General features: G+C 53.6%; 11 protein-coding genes. 2 read left to right on the top strand and 9 right to left on the bottom strand.

The genetic code is table 11. The features are described 5' to 3' along the window. Nucleotides 1–101: 101 nt before the first annotated feature. Both M3087_RS05850 and M3087_RS05855 read right to left on the bottom strand, forming a co-directional pair. Entirely contained in the window at nucleotides 102–2,861 is a 2,760-nt protein-coding gene (locus M3087_RS05850; RefSeq protein ID WP_249094340.1) for a putative LPS assembly protein LptD, read from the bottom strand. An 89-nt stretch (nucleotides 2,862–2,950) separates the two neighbouring features. Continuing rightward, nucleotides 2,951–3,487: an HD domain-containing protein gene (locus M3087_RS05855; RefSeq protein WP_249094344.1), complete on the bottom strand. Its 537-nt coding sequence runs from the start codon at nucleotides 3,485–3,487 to the stop codon at nucleotides 2,951–2,953. A 113-nt stretch (nucleotides 3,488–3,600) separates the two neighbouring features. Between M3087_RS05855 and M3087_RS05860 the strand changes: the two genes are divergently transcribed. Next, nucleotides 3,601–5,574, top strand: a complete 1,974-nt coding sequence (locus M3087_RS05860) for a transglycosylase domain-containing protein (RefSeq protein ID WP_249094347.1) — start codon at nucleotides 3,601–3,603, stop codon at nucleotides 5,572–5,574. Nucleotides 5,575–5,662: 88 nt separating this feature from the next. Here the strand turns inward: M3087_RS05860 and M3087_RS05865 are convergent, their stop codons facing one another. From M3087_RS05865 to M3087_RS05890, 6 genes are all read right to left on the bottom strand, one after another. After that, complete coding sequence (locus M3087_RS05865) at nucleotides 5,663–6,346, bottom strand: zinc metallopeptidase (RefSeq protein WP_249094350.1); 684 nt, start codon at nucleotides 6,344–6,346, stop codon at nucleotides 5,663–5,665. A gap of 250 nt (nucleotides 6,347–6,596) precedes the next feature. Then, nucleotides 6,597–7,871 carry an adenylosuccinate synthase gene (locus M3087_RS05870; protein WP_022385135.1) on the bottom strand — a complete coding sequence of 425 codons (1,275 nt, stop codon included), beginning with the start codon at nucleotides 7,869–7,871 and terminating at the stop codon, nucleotides 6,597–6,599. A gap of 29 nt (nucleotides 7,872–7,900) precedes the next feature. Beyond that, nucleotides 7,901–8,377 carry a Fur family transcriptional regulator gene (locus M3087_RS05875; protein ID WP_022385134.1) on the bottom strand — a complete coding sequence of 159 codons (477 nt, stop codon included), beginning with the start codon at nucleotides 8,375–8,377 and terminating at the stop codon, nucleotides 7,901–7,903. 206 nt (nucleotides 8,378–8,583) lie between these two features. Then, the gene (locus M3087_RS05880; protein WP_317236692.1) at nucleotides 8,584–9,246 is read right to left on the bottom strand and encodes a DNA alkylation repair protein; all 663 of its coding nucleotides are present in this window, start codon (nucleotides 9,244–9,246) and stop codon (nucleotides 8,584–8,586) included. A 15-nt stretch (nucleotides 9,247–9,261) separates the two neighbouring features. Beyond that, entirely contained in the window at nucleotides 9,262–11,310 is a 2,049-nt protein-coding gene (locus M3087_RS05885) for a dipeptidyl peptidase 3 (protein ID WP_249094355.1), read from the bottom strand. Between the two features lie 175 nt (nucleotides 11,311–11,485). After that, a complete protein-coding gene (locus M3087_RS05890) occupies nucleotides 11,486–11,941 on the bottom strand; it encodes a helix-turn-helix domain-containing protein (RefSeq protein WP_369861041.1) in 456 nt (151 codons plus the stop codon). Between the two features lie 667 nt (nucleotides 11,942–12,608). On the opposite strand from M3087_RS05890, the gene recQ reads away from it, so the two are divergent. Continuing rightward, nucleotides 12,609–14,429, top strand: a complete 1,821-nt coding sequence (gene recQ, locus M3087_RS05895; protein WP_249094465.1) for a DNA helicase RecQ — start codon at nucleotides 12,609–12,611, stop codon at nucleotides 14,427–14,429. A 140-nt stretch (nucleotides 14,430–14,569) separates the two neighbouring features. Here the strand turns inward: recQ and M3087_RS05900 are convergent, their stop codons facing one another. Next, nucleotides 14,570–17,668, bottom strand: coding sequence for a glycoside hydrolase family 2 TIM barrel-domain containing protein (locus tag M3087_RS05900; RefSeq protein ID WP_410796880.1), 3,099 nt, complete (start codon nucleotides 17,666–17,668; stop codon nucleotides 14,570–14,572). Nucleotides 17,669–17,778: the final 110 nt, after the last annotated feature.

A 17,778-nucleotide genomic window follows, 5' to 3' on the forward strand; every position in this document is an offset into this window, starting at 1 on the left:
GACAAAAAAAAACGAGTTGACAAGGAGGAAGGCACCTGAGCGGATGTCATGCCTTTCCAATCCTTGTCAACTCGTTTTTTTTCAGGAATCCGTCAACGGGTCTAGTACCACTCGACGTTGCTGCTGTAGCTGCTTCGCTTGTCCCACTTCAGGGCGTCCTTCAGCATGCTGGCATTGGCACTGATGGTGAAGTTGTAGGACTGGTAACGTCCGAACACCAGACCACAGCTCATGCTGAAGCAGTGAAGGTCGCGGGTGATGTTGACGGTCGACATGGATATTTCTTTCGCTTCAAAGTCGTAACCGCTGGAGAAGTTCACGTTCCATCCTTCGGACAGCTTGAGGTTACCTGAGAAGTTCAGGTTCTGCGTGAAACGGTAGGGATAGCGCATCGTCTTCACATTGATGGGCTTTGAGCGATCCTCACTCATCGTGATACCGTAGGAGACCGTGAGCGACCAGGGCATGCTGAACTTCAGGTAGCCGTCATCATCCACCTCGGCACTCACTTTCGTCTTCTTCTTGTTGCGCTGTTCCTCGCGTTCCTCCAGGTCGGTGAACTCTTCATCGTCCTCATTCTCCGTATCTTCATTGGTCTTCGTGTCCTCATCGTCCTTACCGAACCACTTCTTCCACGTGTTGTTGTCAAAGGTATATGAGAAGTTCTGGCTCATGCCCGAGAAGCGTCCGAAACGTCCGTAGGACCACTCCGTACGGTTGCCCTCCACCACCTGGCCGCGGTCGTTGAACTCGTAGGCATAAGTAGCAAAGCTGGCAGAGAGGTTGAAGGTCTTGCTCTTCGACAACTTCAGACGCAGGCTGATGTCCATGTCGCTCCATGGCTTTTCCTTAGCGGCGAGGTTGTAGGACATGCCGACGCGGAACTCATCAATCAGGCTGATTTTCTTCACACCCGTAGAGTCCTTGTCAGACTTTACCTTCATCTCCAGGTTGTTTGACAACGAGAAGTTGATGTTGCCCGTCTTGCCTTGCGGAGCCGTTCCGTAAAGCATACCTTCATAATAGGAGTATTTCTGGGTGTAAACCTCACCGTTCTCGTCCGTATAAGTATAGGTATCATAGAAGCCGTAGCGCGACTTGCTGAAGTCCGGCGACATGCTGTAGCTGACACTCGGCGTGAAGACGTGGCGGATCATCTCAATCTTGTCGCCGAAGATTTTAGGCGACGGCTTGTAGAAACCGTAGAGCTTCGTGTTTGCCGAGATACTGAAGTCATAGTTGTAGACACGGTTGAAGCCGTTGATGGTGTCGCGCACCACCGTCTGCGTCTGCGGGTCCCACGAACGCTTGATTTTCGACAGGTACCACCGTTCGGTATAGTTGAACGACGGAGTGATGTTGATGTAGTTGAACAGGGAGAAAGTCGCCTGGATGGGGATGCGGTGCTGCCATCCGTTGCGCCAGTCACGTGCGAGGTTTGACTTCAGGATGTAGTCTTCCTTCGCCGTGATGGTGTTGCTGATCTGTCCTGTATACTGGATGGAGATTTTCTCATACCAACGTTCCGAGCCTGCCGCCTTCTTCCGCTTGAAGGGGAAGATACGGTTGAGGTTGATGTTCAGGTCGGGCAAGGTCAGCGACACGGTGGAGTCTCGCGTACTCTGCGAAACGTTGAAGGTGCTCGACAGCGTCAGACCGATGTCGGGGAACGTGCGCGAATAGCTCACACTCGAAGTCTTGGTGCTCTGTGCATACAGGCTGGGGTCATAGAGGCTGTTGAGGTTGTTCCGGTCATAGCTGGTCGACGAATAGTTGATGCTCGCCGAGAAGTTGGAGTTCGGGTTTGCCTTCGCATCCTGGCGGTGCGTCCATTGCAGGCGGAAGCTCCGTGTCTCCGTGTAGTCGGGCATTCCCTTGTCACCCGTCTTGATGTCCTGATAGTTGAAGCTGAAGTTACCGGAATAGCGGTAGCGCTTGTTATAGGTTGACGCTGCATTCGCCTCCCAGGAACCTTTGGTATAGATACCTCCGGTGAGCCGCAGGTCAATGTTGTCGTTGATGGCAAAATAGTAACCACCGTCACGCAGGTAGAAACCACGGGTCGACTCGTCACCGTAGCTCGGCATGAGGAAACCTGACGAATAGCTGCTGCTGAACGGGAAGAAACCGAAGGGGATGGCAAGCGGAAGGGGAACGTCCGCCAGCACCAGCCAGGCTGGTCCGAACACGACATTCTTCTTCGGACGGACTTTCGCACGGCTCAATGCCAGGTAGAAGTGCGGATGCTCGTGGTCGTCGCACGTGGTGTAGCGTCCGTGCTCCATGTAGTACTCCTCGTCGTTGCCCTTCTTGGCACTCTCGCTGGTGATGTATCCTTCCCCCTGTTCGGTGGTGATGTTGTTGATGAAACCGCGCTTCGACTTGAAGTTGTAGCTCATCTTCTCCGACTCATAAGGAGTCTCGCCGTCCTTGAACACCGGTTTGCCCTGGATGGTTCCCATGGTGTCCTTCACTCCGTTGGCGTGGACAATGCTGCTGTCCATGTTCATCGCCACAACGGCGGCAGTCAGCTCAATGGTCTGGTAATTGATTTTCGCATTGCCATACATGCGGGCAAAGCCGTCGACGGCTGTCATGACCGTGGAGTCTGTCGAAGAGAAAGTGACAGGCGCTTCGAGGGCATCCTTCTTCTTGGCAGTGGTATCTGTCTTCAGTGTATCGACAGCCAGCGAATCGAGCAACAGCGAATCTTTCGGCAGCGACAGGGAGTCGGTGACCAGCGAGTCGAAAGTCGGATTTCCCTTGGAACGCCGACGCTGCGCATCCGTACTCTGCGGAACGAGCGACAGCATCACGATAAACAGAAGAGGTATATATAAACAGTTTCTTAACGATTTCATCAATCCCTTATTACAGTTGGTCGGCAAAATTACATATTATCCACCAATGGTAAGAAATGAGAGCTTCTAATTTTATTGATTTTTAGGTGTTAAAGAAAGCGCTCGCACCACCCCTTGAAACGCTCCACTCCTTCCTCCCCGAAAGGAGCCAGGCTACGTAAGACTTTTTCTACGCTTTTCTCCCGGTCCAAATGGGTCTTTGAGAAGAATTTATCGGCAAAGCAGATGACCTGCTCCTCCAGGCTGACGGGGAGCATGTCACGATGGGGAACGGGCAACTGCTCGCGCACGATCTGCTCCAGCGAGAGTCCGGTTCCGGTATGGCGTTCGCATACCAAAGCATGGCGGGGAAACCCCTCGGCACGCACCAGGTCCGCTCCCAACGAACCGTGGCAGATGTAGGGCTTGTCACCCAGGCAACAGATACCGGGGGCATGCGTCAGGAAAATACCGATGTCATGAAGCAGGGAAGCTTCTTCCAGGAATTGGCGGTCCAACAGAAGCTCGGGATGGCGGTCCGCCACCTGCAACGCCTTGTCTGCCACCGAACGGCTATGTACCAACAGGATGTGTTTCAACTCGTTTTCAACGGGATAGTATTTGTCGATGAGGGCTAATGCATTCATAGATGTTCGTTGTTTGCGCAAAGGTAGGCAAAATATTCGATTTCCCTCCCAATCATTCGTCCAAGTCCTTGCTTTAGACTACTTTTGCAGCCGCAAAACGTATAGAAACAAACATGCTTCAACGACATTGGAAGATTGCTGCCGGGATAGCCGGAGCGGCAATCGTGATTGGCGTCGGTGTGCTCTTTGCCGCCAAGGATTCCTTCCTCCGACGTATGGCAGGACAACACATCTCTGCTCTGGAACAGCACTACGGTCTGCACGTCGGCTACCAATCGCTGGGTCTCGAAGGGCTCAACACGGTCTGTCTCCGTGGCTTGACGGTCGTCCCTGACGGACGCGACACCCTGCTCACCCTGCAACAGCTCGACCTGAAACTCAGCTTGTGGGAACTCATCCAAGGAGAGATATGGGTCAAGACAGTCACCCTGGACGGACTGTCTACCAACCTGTTGAAGAACGACTCCACCGCCAACTATGACTTCCTCTTCCGTGGAACCGACAGCGGCACACAGGAATCGTCCGACCGGACAGCCAACTATGCCACCCGCATGCACACACTCCTGAGCTGGCTCTACGGACGGGTACCCGACAACGGACGCATCAGCAACGTCTGCATCCGCGAACGGCACAACACCCACGGTGTCACCCTCCGTCTGCCCGAACTGCTCATCGAAAACAACCGCTTCCGGACTCACCTCTCCATCACGGAAGACTCCCTCCCCACCCAGCAATGGACCTTGAGCGGACAGCTGTCCCCCTCGGAACGCAACATCGACGTCTGTCTGTCAGCTGACGGACGCCAGCCTCTGCGACTGCCCTACCTGCAACGCCGCATCGGGGCAGACATCCGGCTCGACACCCTGACCTGCCAACTGACGGAGACAAGTGGCGGAAGCAGCCTCACGCAACTCAACGGACGGACACACGTCGCCGGATTGCAGGTGTTCCATCCGGCCCTGTCGCCTGATACCGTCCGCCTCGACCGCGGCACACTGGACTGCCGCCTGAACTTCCGTCCGCAGGACATCGAGCTGGACAGTACCAGCACCGTGCGTTTCAACCGGCTGACGTTCCATCCCTACCTCTGCCTCACCCATCGGTCCGACACACGGCTCTCGCCCCTGGAACGGTGGCATGTCCGGGCATCGGTCAACCGTCCGTGGTTCCCCTCGCAGGACCTCTTCGGCTCCCTGCCCAAAGGACTCTTTGACACCCTCGACGGCATCCAGACGGAAGGTGAACTGGCGTACCGCGGATTGCTCGACGTCGACTTTGCCTGCCTTGACAGCCTGAAGCTGGAGTCGGAGCTGCAAAAGAAGAATTTCCGCATCGTCCGTTACGGCAACGCCAACCTGAGCAAGATGAACGGCGAGTTCGAATACACGGCTTACGAGAACGGACGTCCTGTCCGCACCTTCCCCATCGGTCCGTCGTGGGAGCACTTCACACCCCTCAGCCAAATCTCCCCCTTGCTGCAAATGGCAGTGATGCAGAGTGAAGACGGGGCCTTCTTCTACCACCGCGGCTTCCTGATCGATGCCCTGCGCGAGGCGCTCATCGAGGACTTGAAGAAGCGGAAGTTCGCCCGAGGAGGCAGCACCATCAGCATGCAACTGGTGAAGAATGTGTTTCTCAACCGTCAGAAGAACATCACCCGCAAGCTGGAGGAAGCACTCATCGTGTGGCTCATCGAAAACCAGGGGCTGACCTCGAAGGAGCGTATGTATGAAGTCTACATGAACATCATCGAATGGGGACCGCTGGTCTACGGAGCCGCCGAGGCTTCACACTTCTACTTCAACAAGCGTCCCTCCGAACTCAGTACGGAAGAAGCCATCTTCCTGGCATCCATCGTCCCCAAGCCCAAGCACTTCCGCAGTTCGTTTGATGCGGAAGGCAACCTGCGTGAGAATCTCTCCGGCTACTACCACCTCATTGCCGACCGATTGGCAAAAAAGGGACTTATCACGGAAGCTGAAGCCGAACAGATCCGTCCCGTCATCCAGGTGACCGGTCCTGCCAAGGACATCATTGCACGCGATTCGGTCTCTCTGACGGAACAGGAAATAAAAAAGCCGTTTTGAATCCCCTTCCTCCTGCATCCGTCTCCGGGACGCAAACAGGCAAGGATTCAAAACAGCTTCCTGTATCAAAGTCTGTATCAGGGAGGACTTATTCGCGACGTCCACCCAGGTAAATCATCACGTAATAAAGTAATGTGGCAAGCGAGCTGAGTGCGGCTATGACGTAGGTATAAGCGGCAGACCGCAATGCATCCGTAGCCTTGTCGTGAGTGCGGACAGTCGTGATGCCGGCACTGTTGAGCCATGCCAAGGCACGTCGGCTGGCGTCAATCTCCACCGGAAGGGTGACAAAGCTGAACAGCGTCGTCATGGCAAACAGGATGATACCCAACAGCATCAGCCCATGAAACACCTGAATGGTGAGCATGCCGATGAGCAGAATCCAAGGTACGATGCCTGACGAGAACTGCACGATGGGTACCAATGCCGAACGCAGCCGCAACGGAGCATAGGCGCGGGCATGCTGCACGGCGTGTCCACATTCATGGGCAGCCACCGCAGCGGCAGCCACACTGTTGCTGGCATAGACGCCTTCACTGAGGTTGACCGTCTTGTTCATCGGATTATAGTGGTCGGTCAACATGCCTGGCGTATGAGTCACCTGCACGTCATAGATGCCGTTGTCGTGAAGCATCTTCAAGGCAATCTCGCGCCCGGTCATTCCGTTCTCGGTGGGAATCTTCGAGTAGCGTTCAAACTTGTTCTTCAAATTTGCCTGCACCAGGTAACTGATGACGGCAATGGCACCAAACAATATCCAATATCCAATCATAATGTTTCTATGTGTTTAATGGTTAATCTGTTTAAGGAAAAGCAAACGATATGCCAAAGATAGGAATTCAGGCAGGAACTGCCATTTATACAGAGGCTTTTTGGGAATGTTTTAGTAAAAAAAGTAAAAGACACGGAATGAAACCCGGGCTTCCCCTGTTTCCTCCGTGTCTTCGTTTCTTGGTATCCGCACCGACGGGGCACAGCCGGTGTCAGCAAGCACCCGGTTGCTACCCTCCATCGTGAGCGGTTCAGTCTTTTTCCGTATAACGTACGATGGTCTGTTCGCGGTCAGGACCCACGGAGACAATCTTGATGGGTGTCTCCAGTTCCGACTCCAGGAACGACATGTAGGCATTGAATTCCTCGGGGAACTCGTCTTCACTGGTCATCTTCGTCATGTCGGTCTTCCATCCCGGCATCTCCACATAGACCGGCTCGATACCCTCGTTGATGTCATAGGGGAAGTAATCGATTTCTTCGCCGTTCACCTTGTAGGCCACGCATGCCTTCACGGTGTCGAATCCGTCGAGCACATCGCTCTTCATCATGATGAGCTGGGTCACCCCGTTGACCATGATGGCATACTTCAAGGCAACCAGGTCAATCCAGCCGCAACGACGTTCACGTCCGGTCACGGCGCCATATTCGTGACCGATGGCACGGATGGTCTTTCCCGTCTCGTCAAACAGCTCCGTAGGGAACGGACCGCTGCCCACGCGGGTACAATAGGCTTTCATGATGCCGAAGACTTCGCCGATTTTGTTCGGAGCCACACCGAGACCCGTGCAGGCGCCTGCACACACCGTATTGGAGGAAGTCACGAAAGGATAGGAACCGAAGTCCACATCGAGCATCGTTCCCTGTGCTCCTTCACAAAGCACTGACTTCCCGTCTTTCAAGAGGTTGTTGATTTCATGCTCGCTGTCCACCAGGTGGAAACGCTTCAGGTATTCGATACCTTCCATCCATTCCTTTTCCAGCTGGGTGATGTCGTACTCATAGTTCAGGCTCTTGAGAATCTGCTCGTGACGTGCCTTGGCTGCTGCATACTTCTTCTCGAAATCATGCAGGATGTCCCCCACGCGCAATCCGTTCCGGCTCACCTTGTCGGTGTAGGTCGGTCCGATACCCTTTCCGGTGGTTCCCACCTTGGCAGCTCCCTTGGCAGCCTCATAGGCAGCATCGAGAATGCGGTGGGTAGGCAATATGAGATGGGCTTTCTTTGAAATGTGAAGGCGTTCCTTCAGGTCGTGTCCCGACGCTTCGAGCGCCTCGGCTTCCGCCTTGAAGAGGGCCGGGTCGAGCACCACACCGTTGCCGATGATGTTCACCTTGTCACCCTGGAAGATTCCGGAGGGAATGGAGCGGAGCACATATTTCTGTCCTTCAAACTCAAGCGTATGACCGGCATTCGGTCCGCCTTGGAAACGAGCTACTACGTCATAGTTCGGGGTCAGCACGTCGACAACTTTACCTTTGCCTTCGTCTCCCCATTGGAGTCCTAGCAAGACGTCTACTTTCATGATCTTTTTGTTTTTTATAGTATGTTGTGTCATTTCTTATCCGGGGTTTGTTTTTTCCTCCGTCGCGCCGCAGCCGCACACCGTCCGCATGTCCCATAGATATAGAGCGAATAGTGCGACATCTGGAACTTCTTCAGGTCCATCTGTGCAATGTGGGTCTGCAGGTCCTCGTCCTGGAATTCAGACACTCGTCCGCAAGTGGTACAAATAAGGTGGTGGTGGGTCTCGATATTGAACGACTTCTCGTATTGGGCAGTGTTGCCGAAAGCATGTTTGATGAGCAGCTTGGCGTCGAGAAGCAGCACGATGGTGTTATAAAGCGTGGCACGGCTGACACGGAAGTTCTCCTTGCTCAGCATGATGCCGTAGAGGGTTTCGATGTCAAAATGTCCGTCAATGGAATAGATAGCATCGAGTATGGCAAAACGCTCGGGTGTCTTGCGATGCTTATTGACACGAAGATACTCGGTAAACAGTTGTTTGACTCTATCTTTTACATTGTCCACGTCTTAACAAACTCATAGGGTTTACGCGCAAAATTACGCCTTTTCGCTGAAACAGAAAAGAAACCTGTGAATATTTGAAAGGGACGGATGCAAAAAAGACGGAATCGTCCGTCGGAAAGACAAGCCGGCGAGCCGAAAGAGGGACGGAGCGGTACTGTCCTCCTTCATCGGCTCGCCGGAATATGTCAGGTCATGCAGACGGCAGTTCAACCCTCCGTCTCAAGTTTTACTTCCTCATAAAGGTTGCGCAGCGTCTCATCGGCTGACTCTTGCAGGGGTGCCAGGGCTGCCAGGGCCTTTTTGCCTGCATCCTGCCCTTGCTGTACGTATTTCAGCAGCGAAGCGTAGGCACACCGGCGGACGAAAGGTGTGCCGGACTGAAGTGCGGCAACCACCTGATCGAGATACTCGTTTGCCGAACGTTCGCTGAGTGCCTGGTGACGGGTAAACAGACGTGCCAGAATCAGGTAACCGCAGGCTGCAAAGTATTCACGTTCGTCGGCAATCCACTCGAACGCCTTTTCGGAAGCGTAGGGCAGATACTGGAACAGGTGCTGACAGGTCAGTTCCGCCAGATCGGGATAGTGCATGTCCTCCACCCATATCTCCGCAATCTCGGGATAGAAGGTGTCGACGGGCTGGAGCATGGCTGCCAGTATCTTCGATTCGCGGATGTTCTCTTTCCAGAGAGCCTGCGCCAGCTGATGGTCTTTCGCATAGCGGGCGGCGATCTCTTTCAGCCGGGGGACTTCCACACCGAAGTTGAGTTTGTAGTCCAGCCCCTTGTCGCGCATGCTTTTCGAAGTGACACCGTTCATTCCCATGCGGAACTGGGTCTTGATGTCCTTCAGTGTTTCTTGCAAATCCATCATGGGTATACTCCTTTATTCGTTGCGGTAAGGCAGGTTGGCATATTCCTTGCTGTAGCGCAACATCTGCTCGGCATAACCTTCCTCATAGGAAATCTTCACGTCGGTGATGTTGCCGTCCTTGTCGGTCACCGGTGTGTATACCGGATTGACAAAGCCCTTATAAGGAGCCAGGTGAAGTTTCTCATAGCGGGCAAGCACCTCCTTGTGCAACTCAGGGTCTACCTTCACGGCATACGTCTCCACGAGGTTGCGGGCTGCATCGAAGTCACCTTCCGACTTGATGCGTTGGATTTCTCCCAGGAGCTTGCCGAAGAGGGCACGCAACTTCTCATAGTCGTTCACCTTTACATAGGTTTTTCCGTCCTTCTTCACCAGTTCCACCACGTTGTCCGCCTTGCCGTTTTCGAAGGCCCAGCGAGCGATCAGCTGACGGTTGCGCATGTGTGCTTCCTCCACGTTGTTTCCCGGTTCGATGCGCACGAGCTGCGTCATGAGTCCGTTCATCATGTAGGTGTAATATTCCGCCTTGTAGGCTTCCGCATCCGGAGTCAGTCCCAGTTCCACCATCTTGGCATCAGGCAGGTAATACAGACCGAAGAGGTCGGCACGTGCCTCCTCGATAGTCGACCCGTATGCTTTCAGGGCATCCTGGTCAACACCCGGCAACAATTGTCCCGAACCGTGTCCCAGGCATTCGTGCAAGTCGGTATGCAGGTCGTTGGTCAGGTCGGCATACTTGTCGAGCAAGGCGCGCTCGGTGTCGCTGTACACAAACTCCTCGTTGAACCCGTTGCCGTGGGCAGCCTTGTTGTAGGCATCGGTCAGGTTTCCGATGGTCACCGACTTCGAACCGTGTACACTGCGGATCCAGTTGGAGTTGGGCAGGTTGATTCCGATGGCTGTCGACGGATAGAGGTCGCCGCCCAGGATGGCTGCCGTGATGACCTTGGCGGTAATGCCGTTCACGGTATCCTTCTTGAAGCGGTTGTCTACCGGCGAGTGTTCCTCAAACCACTTGGCGTTGGCACTCAGTGTTTCGGTCCGCTTGGTCGCCTCTTCATCCTTGAAGTTTACGATGGACTCCCAGCTTGCCTTCAGTCCGAGAGGGTCTCCATAGCTTTCGATGAAGCCGTTAACAAAGTCCACCTTGGCATTCTGCTCGTTCACCCACAGGATGGAGTACTCGTCAAACGTCTTCAGGTCTCCGGTGGTATAGAACGCAATCAGCTTGTCGATGACAGCCTTCTGCTGGTCATCCTCCGCTACGGTCTCGGCTTTGCGCAACCAGTAGACGATGCGTTCGATAGCCTTGCCATACAGTCCTCCGACCTTCCAGACCTTTTCATGGATTTTGCCGTTCTCCTTCACCAGGCGGCTGTTCATGCCGAACATCACCGGCATGGTATCGGCAGGGTTCTTCATCTTATTATAGAACGCCTCGGCTTCAGCCTGAGTCACGCCTTCGTAATAGTTGCAGGCGGACGTGAGTATCAGGTCTTCGCCATCAGCCTGATTGACCCGTTTCTTCATCACATCCGGATCGAAGATGACGGGGAACACCTCGTCGCACAACTGGTCCACGGTCTGTCCTTCCGCCAACGGAAGTTTGGCTGCATCGACTCCCTTCAGTGCTTCCCGGAAGAACTCCTGCGTGAAGCCCGGCACAAACTTGTCGGTTGCATAGTGATGATGGATACCGTTGGAGAACCACATCCGTTTCAGGTAAGTCTCCATGTTGACGAAGTTACTGTCCGCCCGGTCTCCCTGATAGTCGGTGTAGACCGTCTCCAGCATCTTGCGGATGGTCAGGTTGTATTTGCCATTCTGGTCGTACAGGATGTCCCGACCTTCGAGGGCAGCCTGCGACAGGTAGTAGACCAGCTCTTTCTGCTTCAAGGTGAGCTTGTCAAAGTCCTTCACCTTGTAACGCAGAATCTGCAAGTCGGCAAACTGCTCCACGGTGTACTTAAAATCGTCAGCCGGCACAGCCTCCTTATTTGCCGTGCCACAAGCTGTCAATAACATTGTAGTCATAGCCATTTGCATCATTCTTTTCTTCATAATCACTATTATTTTGAATTCATGGTATCAACAAATGAAGGTTGTCTGCAAAGCGCTTCAGCGTCCGGGCACCCATTCTCTCAATTCAGGAAGCAGGAGTCCCCTCCCCTTCCCTAGCCCAACGTCAAAGCAGACTTTCCAGACAACCTTCCCAATTTCAAGCTATCGTGTGAAGTTACTTGCTGTTCTTCTCCAGATGTCTCCGCCTATAGTTGCGGGGAGTCTCCCCTTTCAACTTATAGAATGCGGCATAGAACGACTGACGGTTGGCAAAGCCTACCATCGTACTGATTTCTTCCACGTTCTTGTCCAGATAACGCCGGTCAATCAACAGGTGCGCCGCTTCACGGATGCGGTATTCATTGACCAGACATGAGTAGTTCATACCGAAGCGTGAGTTGATGACTGCTGACAGGTAGCGGGTATTGGTCTTCAAGTCCGACGCCAGCTCCTTGGCAGAATAGTCAGGATCTTTGTACTTCTTCTGAGCAACGATGATGTTCACAATCTTATCATACAGTTCGTCCGCCAGTTCAGCGCGGATCAAGGACCGATAAGCAGCATCCTTTTCCTTTCTTTCTCTAATGTTGTAGGGACGACGTACCTCTCCTCCTTCAACATCCTTCGCCATTTTTGTCATAAGTTCTTGTAGAAATTTTTACATTAATTCTCTTTTCCTTGGATTCACACAAAGTACATATATTTTTTTCTGTAAACAATACACCTTTAATCTTTTTTTTCAAAAAGAATATTAACCCGATTAATCCTTTTCGGAGACTTACGAAATAAAAAACCTGAAACACCTGATTGTTTTACTTTAAATTTCATTTGAAACCATGTCGGGGGTTCATTTGGTGTATAACGCACGCTTAAATGCAAGAAACCAAAGTCGATTTGTGAGTTTCGGGGCGGGTACCGTCTGTTACGGAATGAAATGAGATTATTTCCCATCGGACGCCCAAATGAAACTTGACTATACCTATTATATATAGGTGAAATCCACGTTATCATTCTTTCTAGGAATTCGTCTTAAAAGGGGAAAATCTTATTCAATAATTAACAAAAACATTTTCGAGTATACAAGAATCAGGAATTTTAAAAGAACTTCCATTTGTAAAGAATAAAGAATAAATCAAGTAACTTGTATTGTAAACAATAAGCCTCATCGGAAAAGGCTTCTTGAAAACATCGGGAGACTCCTTCATCCCCAACGACTCAATTCGAGAAGAGGCCGTCTTGCCCCTTCAACCTATTTATGTATCTTTGCAGACCATACTAAAAACAGACATCCGTCCATGATGTTACAGACACTGAAAACTTACTTCGGATACGACTCGTTCCGACCTCTCCAAGAAGAAATCATACGCAATGTCCTTGCCCGCAGAGACACCCTGGTGCTCATGCCGACCGGTGGAGGAAAATCCATCTGTTACCAGCTGCCCGCCCTGCTGATGGAGGGAACGACGGTGGTGATATCGCCGCTCATTTCCCTCATGAAAGACCAGGTGGAGGCACTGCGCGCCAACGGTATCACTGCCGCAGCACTCAACAGCGGCAACTCGGAGGCAGAGAATGCCCTGCTACGCAAGAATTGCCTGCAAGGACGCATCAAGCTGCTCTATATCTCTCCCGAACGCCTGATGGGCGAAGTGAATTTCCTGCTGAAAGACATCAACGTATCCCTCTTTGCCATCGACGAGGCGCATTGCATCTCCCAGTGGGGACATGACTTCCGTCCGGAATATACCCAGCTCAAGGTGCTGCGCAAAGAATTTCCACGCATACCGATGATTGCCCTCACTGCCACTGCCGACAAAATCACGCGGCAGGACATCCTCGACCAGCTGCAACTGAAAGACCCGCGTATCTTTATTTCCTCGTTCGACCGACCGAACCTGAGCCTGACCGTGAAACGGGGATACCAACAGAAGGAGAAGATGCGCGCCATCCTTGATTTCATCGACCGTCACCGGGGGCAATGCGGCATCATCTACTGCATGAGCCGGAACAAGACGGAAATAGTTGCAGCCGCCCTGCAACGGCATGGAATCTCCGCCACCATGTACCATGCCGGACTCAGCCCCGCAGCACGGGACCGTGCACAGGAGGACTTCATCAACGACCGGGTGCAGGTGGTGTGTGCGACCATCGCATTCGGCATGGGCATCGACAAGTCAAACGTACGTTGGGTCATCCACTATAACCTGCCCAAGAGCATGGAGAACTTCTACCAGGAGATAGGCCGTGCCGGACGAGACGGACTGGAGTCGGACACACTGCTGTTCTACTCGTTGGGGGACATCATCCTACTGTCCAAATTTGCCAACGAAAGCTCGCAACAGGAAATCAACCTCGACAAGCTCCACCGCATGCAGCAATATGCCGAAGCCGACATCTGCCGGAGACGCATCCTGCTCAACTATTTCGGAGAGAATCGCGAATACGACTGCGGACATTGCGACGTCTGCCTGAATCCTCCCCAACGCTTTGACGGGACCATCCTGGTGCAGAAAGCATTGAGTGCCATCGTCCGTGCCAATGAACACATCAGTACCCACCTGCTGGTCGATGTCCTGCGAGGAAACTACACCCATGAGATTACCTCCAACGGCTTCGACCGGTTGAAGACCTTCGGAGCCGGACGCGACGTACCGGCACGCGACTGGCAGGACTATCTGCTGCAAATGCTGCAGCTGGGCTATTTCGAGATTGCCTACAACGAGGACAATCACCTGAAGGTGACGGAAAGCGGGCGCAAGATTCTCTTCGGACAGGAGAAAGCCATGCTGGTAGTCATCCGGCGCGACAAGGAGGAAACAAAGAAAAAAGGACAACGGAAGAAGAGTGTCGAGAAAGAACGTCCGCTGCTCAAGCCCGAGCTGCGAGAAGAGGACGACGATTTGTTTGAAATACTCCGTGCTCACCGTAAGAAATTAGCCGACGAGCAAGGCTACCCCGCATACATTGTCCTTTCTGACAAAGTGCTGCATCTGCTGTGCAGTATCCGTCCGACAACGGTAGAGGCGTTCGGGAACATCAGCGGCATCGGGGACTTCAAGCGGGAGAAATACGGCGATGGCTTCGTCAGCCTCATCCGGAACTACCTGAAGAAGCAGTGAGCGTCCTGAGATTCCGACCGTCAACCATGCAAGCATCCGGATAGGAAGAAATGAAAAAAACATCCCCGCCGATGACATAAAATCACGACGGGGATGTTTATTTTTATCTCAACAGGACTGTCCTATCGGTTCATTGCCCCTCAACGGATGGGGTAAATGAAAAATGTATACTCATAGTCACCGAGCGGCAAGAGATACTTAGGAAGCGGCAGGGCGCCCCAGGTGTTGACACAGCCCAAGCCCATCTGTACCTTGTCAATGCACCAGTTGGTGTAGGGGGACGGGGTAATCAGCTCAGAGTGGCGATTGTCCTTGTTGTCTCCGTCATCTAGCTGAGCAACCGAATAGTGCAATGCCGAGACGGACAGCGGTGCAACTCCGCGAAGTTCCAGTCCGCGACCTCCCTTCTCCGTCAGTTTCCACCAGCGTACGTCACACTTGTTGCCGGTCTCCTGCGGACGGATGTAGGGATAGAACTGTTCCGTCACCGTCTGGTGATAGATGCCCAGGTCGGCAGCCTCCTTGCGGTCGGCATAGTTCTCCACGGGTCCTCTGCCATAGTAGGTGATGTATTCCATTGTTGCGGGTACCTGCATCTGCATGCCGAAGCGGGGCAACATGGGACCTTCCTTACCTGCCGCCTCCAATGCCTGATGGACCTTCATCACGCCGTCCTTATAGAAGGTATAGGTCAGCGTCAGCCGTGCATCGACCTGTTCCAGGCGATAGGTCGTGGTCAGCTGTACGGTGCCATCGGGTTGGGGCAACACATTCATGTCCAGCAGCTGGTAGCCGGGATTACGCCAGACGGCCAGTTTCTTCTGGAGATTGGCACCCATGTCGTTGTCTGTCGGTGCACGCCAGAAGTTCGGTGTCAGTCGTCCGCCTTCTGCCAGCTGCTCACGTCCGTTCACCCGGTAACCGGTCAGGAAACCGTCCTCGCGGTCAAAGCTCCAACTACATTGCTCACCTGCAATCTGCAACACCTTGCCGTCATCTTTCACCGACAACTTCTCCAGCGGATAGGCAGGCGCCGTCTCCGGTGTATAAGCGTTGTCAAACTGCCAGTCCTGCAAAGCCCATTGGTTCTTCGCCACGGCAAAGCCGGCATCCAGCAACGGCTCGCTCTCCTTCAGACGGACTGCCACATTGACCAGCACTTCTGCATTCCCTGCTTGTGCAGGCACAATCACCGGAAGCTGGAAACGTTTCCGTTCACCAGGCGCTACACCCGTGAGGTCAGTCTGCCCCTTTGCCACCGGACGTCCGTCTACCAACACGGTAGCCTCCAGGTAATAGTTGTCGAGGTTGCGGAAGGCATATTCGTTGTAGACCTCCACCTCCTGTCCGGCTCTTCCCTCCACGGGAGTCACCCAGACGGACTGGTAGACACGTTGCACCTCGTAGGCGTGAGGATTCCACGTACGGTCGGGAGCGATGAGTCCGTTGTTGCAGAAGTTCTGGTCGAACTTGCTGTCGTAGTTGTTCCAGTCGCCCGTATAGCCATAGAAGGTCTTTCCGTCACGACGCACCAGCACGGACTGGTCGACAAAGTCCCAGATGAAACCACCCTGATACTTGGGGTATTTCCGTATCAGGTCCCAGTATTCCTTGAATCCTCCCTGCGAGTTGCCCATCGCGTGTGCATACTCACACTGAATCAGCGGACGGGAGTCGTTGCCCTGCGCATAGCGTTCACACCCTTCGTATCCCATATACATCGGGCAGAAGATGTCGGTATATTCATTCAGACCGGCACGCTCGTACATAACGGGGCGCGACGGGTCCTCGGCTTTTGTCCAACGGTAGCATGCCTCGAAGTTCGGACCGAAGCCGGCTTCATTGCCCATCGACCAGATGATGACCGACGGATGGTTGAAGTTGCGCTGCACGTTGCGCTGGTCGCGTTGCAGGTGTGCCAGCTTGTAGTCTTCCCGCTTTGCCAACGTCTGCTCGTCATAGCCCATGCCGTGTGACTCGACGTTCGCTTCGGCAACCATGTAGATGCCGTATTCGTCGCAGAGTTCATACCAGTAGGGGTCGTCGGGGTAGTGACAGGTACGCACGGCATTGATGTTCATCTCCTTCATGATGCGGATATCCTGCAACATCCGTTCACGGGACACCACATAACCGTTGTCGGGGTCCATCTCGTGGCGGTTGGCTCCCTTAATCAGTACCGGACGTCCGTTGATGCAGAGCTGTCCGCCCTTGATTTCCACCTTGCGGAAGCCCACCTTGACGGGGATAACCTCGCTCACCCGCTTGCCGTCGGCATACTCAGCCAGCAAGGTATATAAATAAGGTGTCTCAGCCGTCCACTTCTGCGGGTTGTCCACCGTCAGACTTGCCGTCCGTTCCCCGCTGCCTTTCAGGGTTGTTGCCGTCACCTGACGTCCGGCAGCATCCAGCAGACGGAGCGACACACTGCCGCTGCCTTCCACATCGAGCTTCACTGCCAGGCTGCCGTTACGGTAGTCGGCATCCAGGTCGGGAGTCACACGGATGTCGCGGATGCGCTTCCGTTCGCGTGCATAGAGATAGCAGTCACGACCGACACCGGAATAGCGGAAGAAGTCCTGGTCCTCCAGGTACGTACCGTCACACCAACGGAACACCTGGAAGGCAATCAGGTTCTCGCCTTTCTTCAGGTAACGGGTCACGTCGAACTCCGCCTCCAGCTTGCTGTCCTCGCTGTAACCCACGAAGCGTCCGTTCACCCACAGGTACACGTTCGAGGTCACCGACCCCAGGTGGATGAACACCTGCTTGCCCTGCCAGTCGGCAGGCACGGTAATCGTGCGGCGGTAACTGCCGACGTGATTCTCCTCGGTCGGCACCTGAGGCGGATTGTTCCGGTAATGCTCGCGCCAAGGATAACCCACATTCACGTAGATGGGGTCACCGAAGCCGTTCAGCTCCCACAGGCCGGGGACAGACATCGTCGTCCACGCCGTATCGTCAAAATTCTTTCGGAAGAAATCAGTGGGACGCTCATCGGCATCCTTCACCCAGTGGAATTTCCACACTCCGTTCAGAGACAGGTAATTCTTCTGATTCTCCTTGATGCCTTCCAACGCCGCAGCCTCATCGGGATAAGCAAAATAGGCCGTGTGCATCGGTTCTCGATTGACTTCATTCACTCCCGGGTCCTGCCATTCCTGGAAAGTCTGTGCCATTGTCGGCACAGCACATCCCAACAGCAACACCGGCAGCCATGGTTTCATAAGTTTGTTCATGGTTTATAGGGTTTGATTGTTGTATTCGGATTCCAGCCCCTTGTTCCTCATCCGGAGCAAAGCGGGGCTGTAAAGCGGCGACAAGATAGCAAAAATTGAAGTACCACTCA

The sequence above is a fragment of the Mediterranea sp. ET5 genome (assembly GCF_023337025.1).
Lineage (GTDB): Bacteria > Bacteroidota > Bacteroidia > Bacteroidales > Bacteroidaceae > Phocaeicola_A.

What these genes read in the sequence shown, in the direction of transcription:
- M3087_RS05885 (WP_249094355.1), bottom strand. Translation starts at nt 11,310, where the DNA reads ATGAAGAAAAGAATGATGCAAATGGCTATGACTACAATGTTATTGACA.
- M3087_RS05870 (WP_022385135.1), bottom strand. Translation starts at nt 7,871, where the DNA reads ATGAAAGTAGACGTCTTGCTAGGACTCCAATGGGGAGACGAAGGCAAA.
- M3087_RS05890 (WP_369861041.1), bottom strand. Translation starts at nt 11,941, where the DNA reads ATGGCGAAGGATGTTGAAGGAGGAGAGGTACGTCGTCCCTACAACATT.
- M3087_RS05900 (WP_410796880.1), bottom strand. Translation starts at nt 17,668, where the DNA reads ATGAACAAACTTATGAAACCATGGCTGCCGGTGTTGCTGTTGGGATGT.
- M3087_RS05850 (WP_249094340.1), bottom strand. Translation starts at nt 2,861, where the DNA reads ATGAAATCGTTAAGAAACTGTTTATATATACCTCTTCTGTTTATCGTG.
- M3087_RS05855 (WP_249094344.1), bottom strand. Translation starts at nt 3,487, where the DNA reads ATGAATGCATTAGCCCTCATCGACAAATACTATCCCGTTGAAAACGAG.
- M3087_RS05880 (WP_317236692.1), bottom strand. Translation starts at nt 9,246, where the DNA reads ATGGATTTGCAAGAAACACTGAAGGACATCAAGACCCAGTTCCGCATG.
- M3087_RS05865 (WP_249094350.1), bottom strand. Translation starts at nt 6,346, where the DNA reads ATGATTGGATATTGGATATTGTTTGGTGCCATTGCCGTCATCAGTTAC.
- M3087_RS05860 (WP_249094347.1), top strand. Translation starts at nt 3,601, where the DNA reads ATGCTTCAACGACATTGGAAGATTGCTGCCGGGATAGCCGGAGCGGCA.
- recQ (WP_249094465.1), top strand. Translation starts at nt 12,609, where the DNA reads ATGTTACAGACACTGAAAACTTACTTCGGATACGACTCGTTCCGACCT.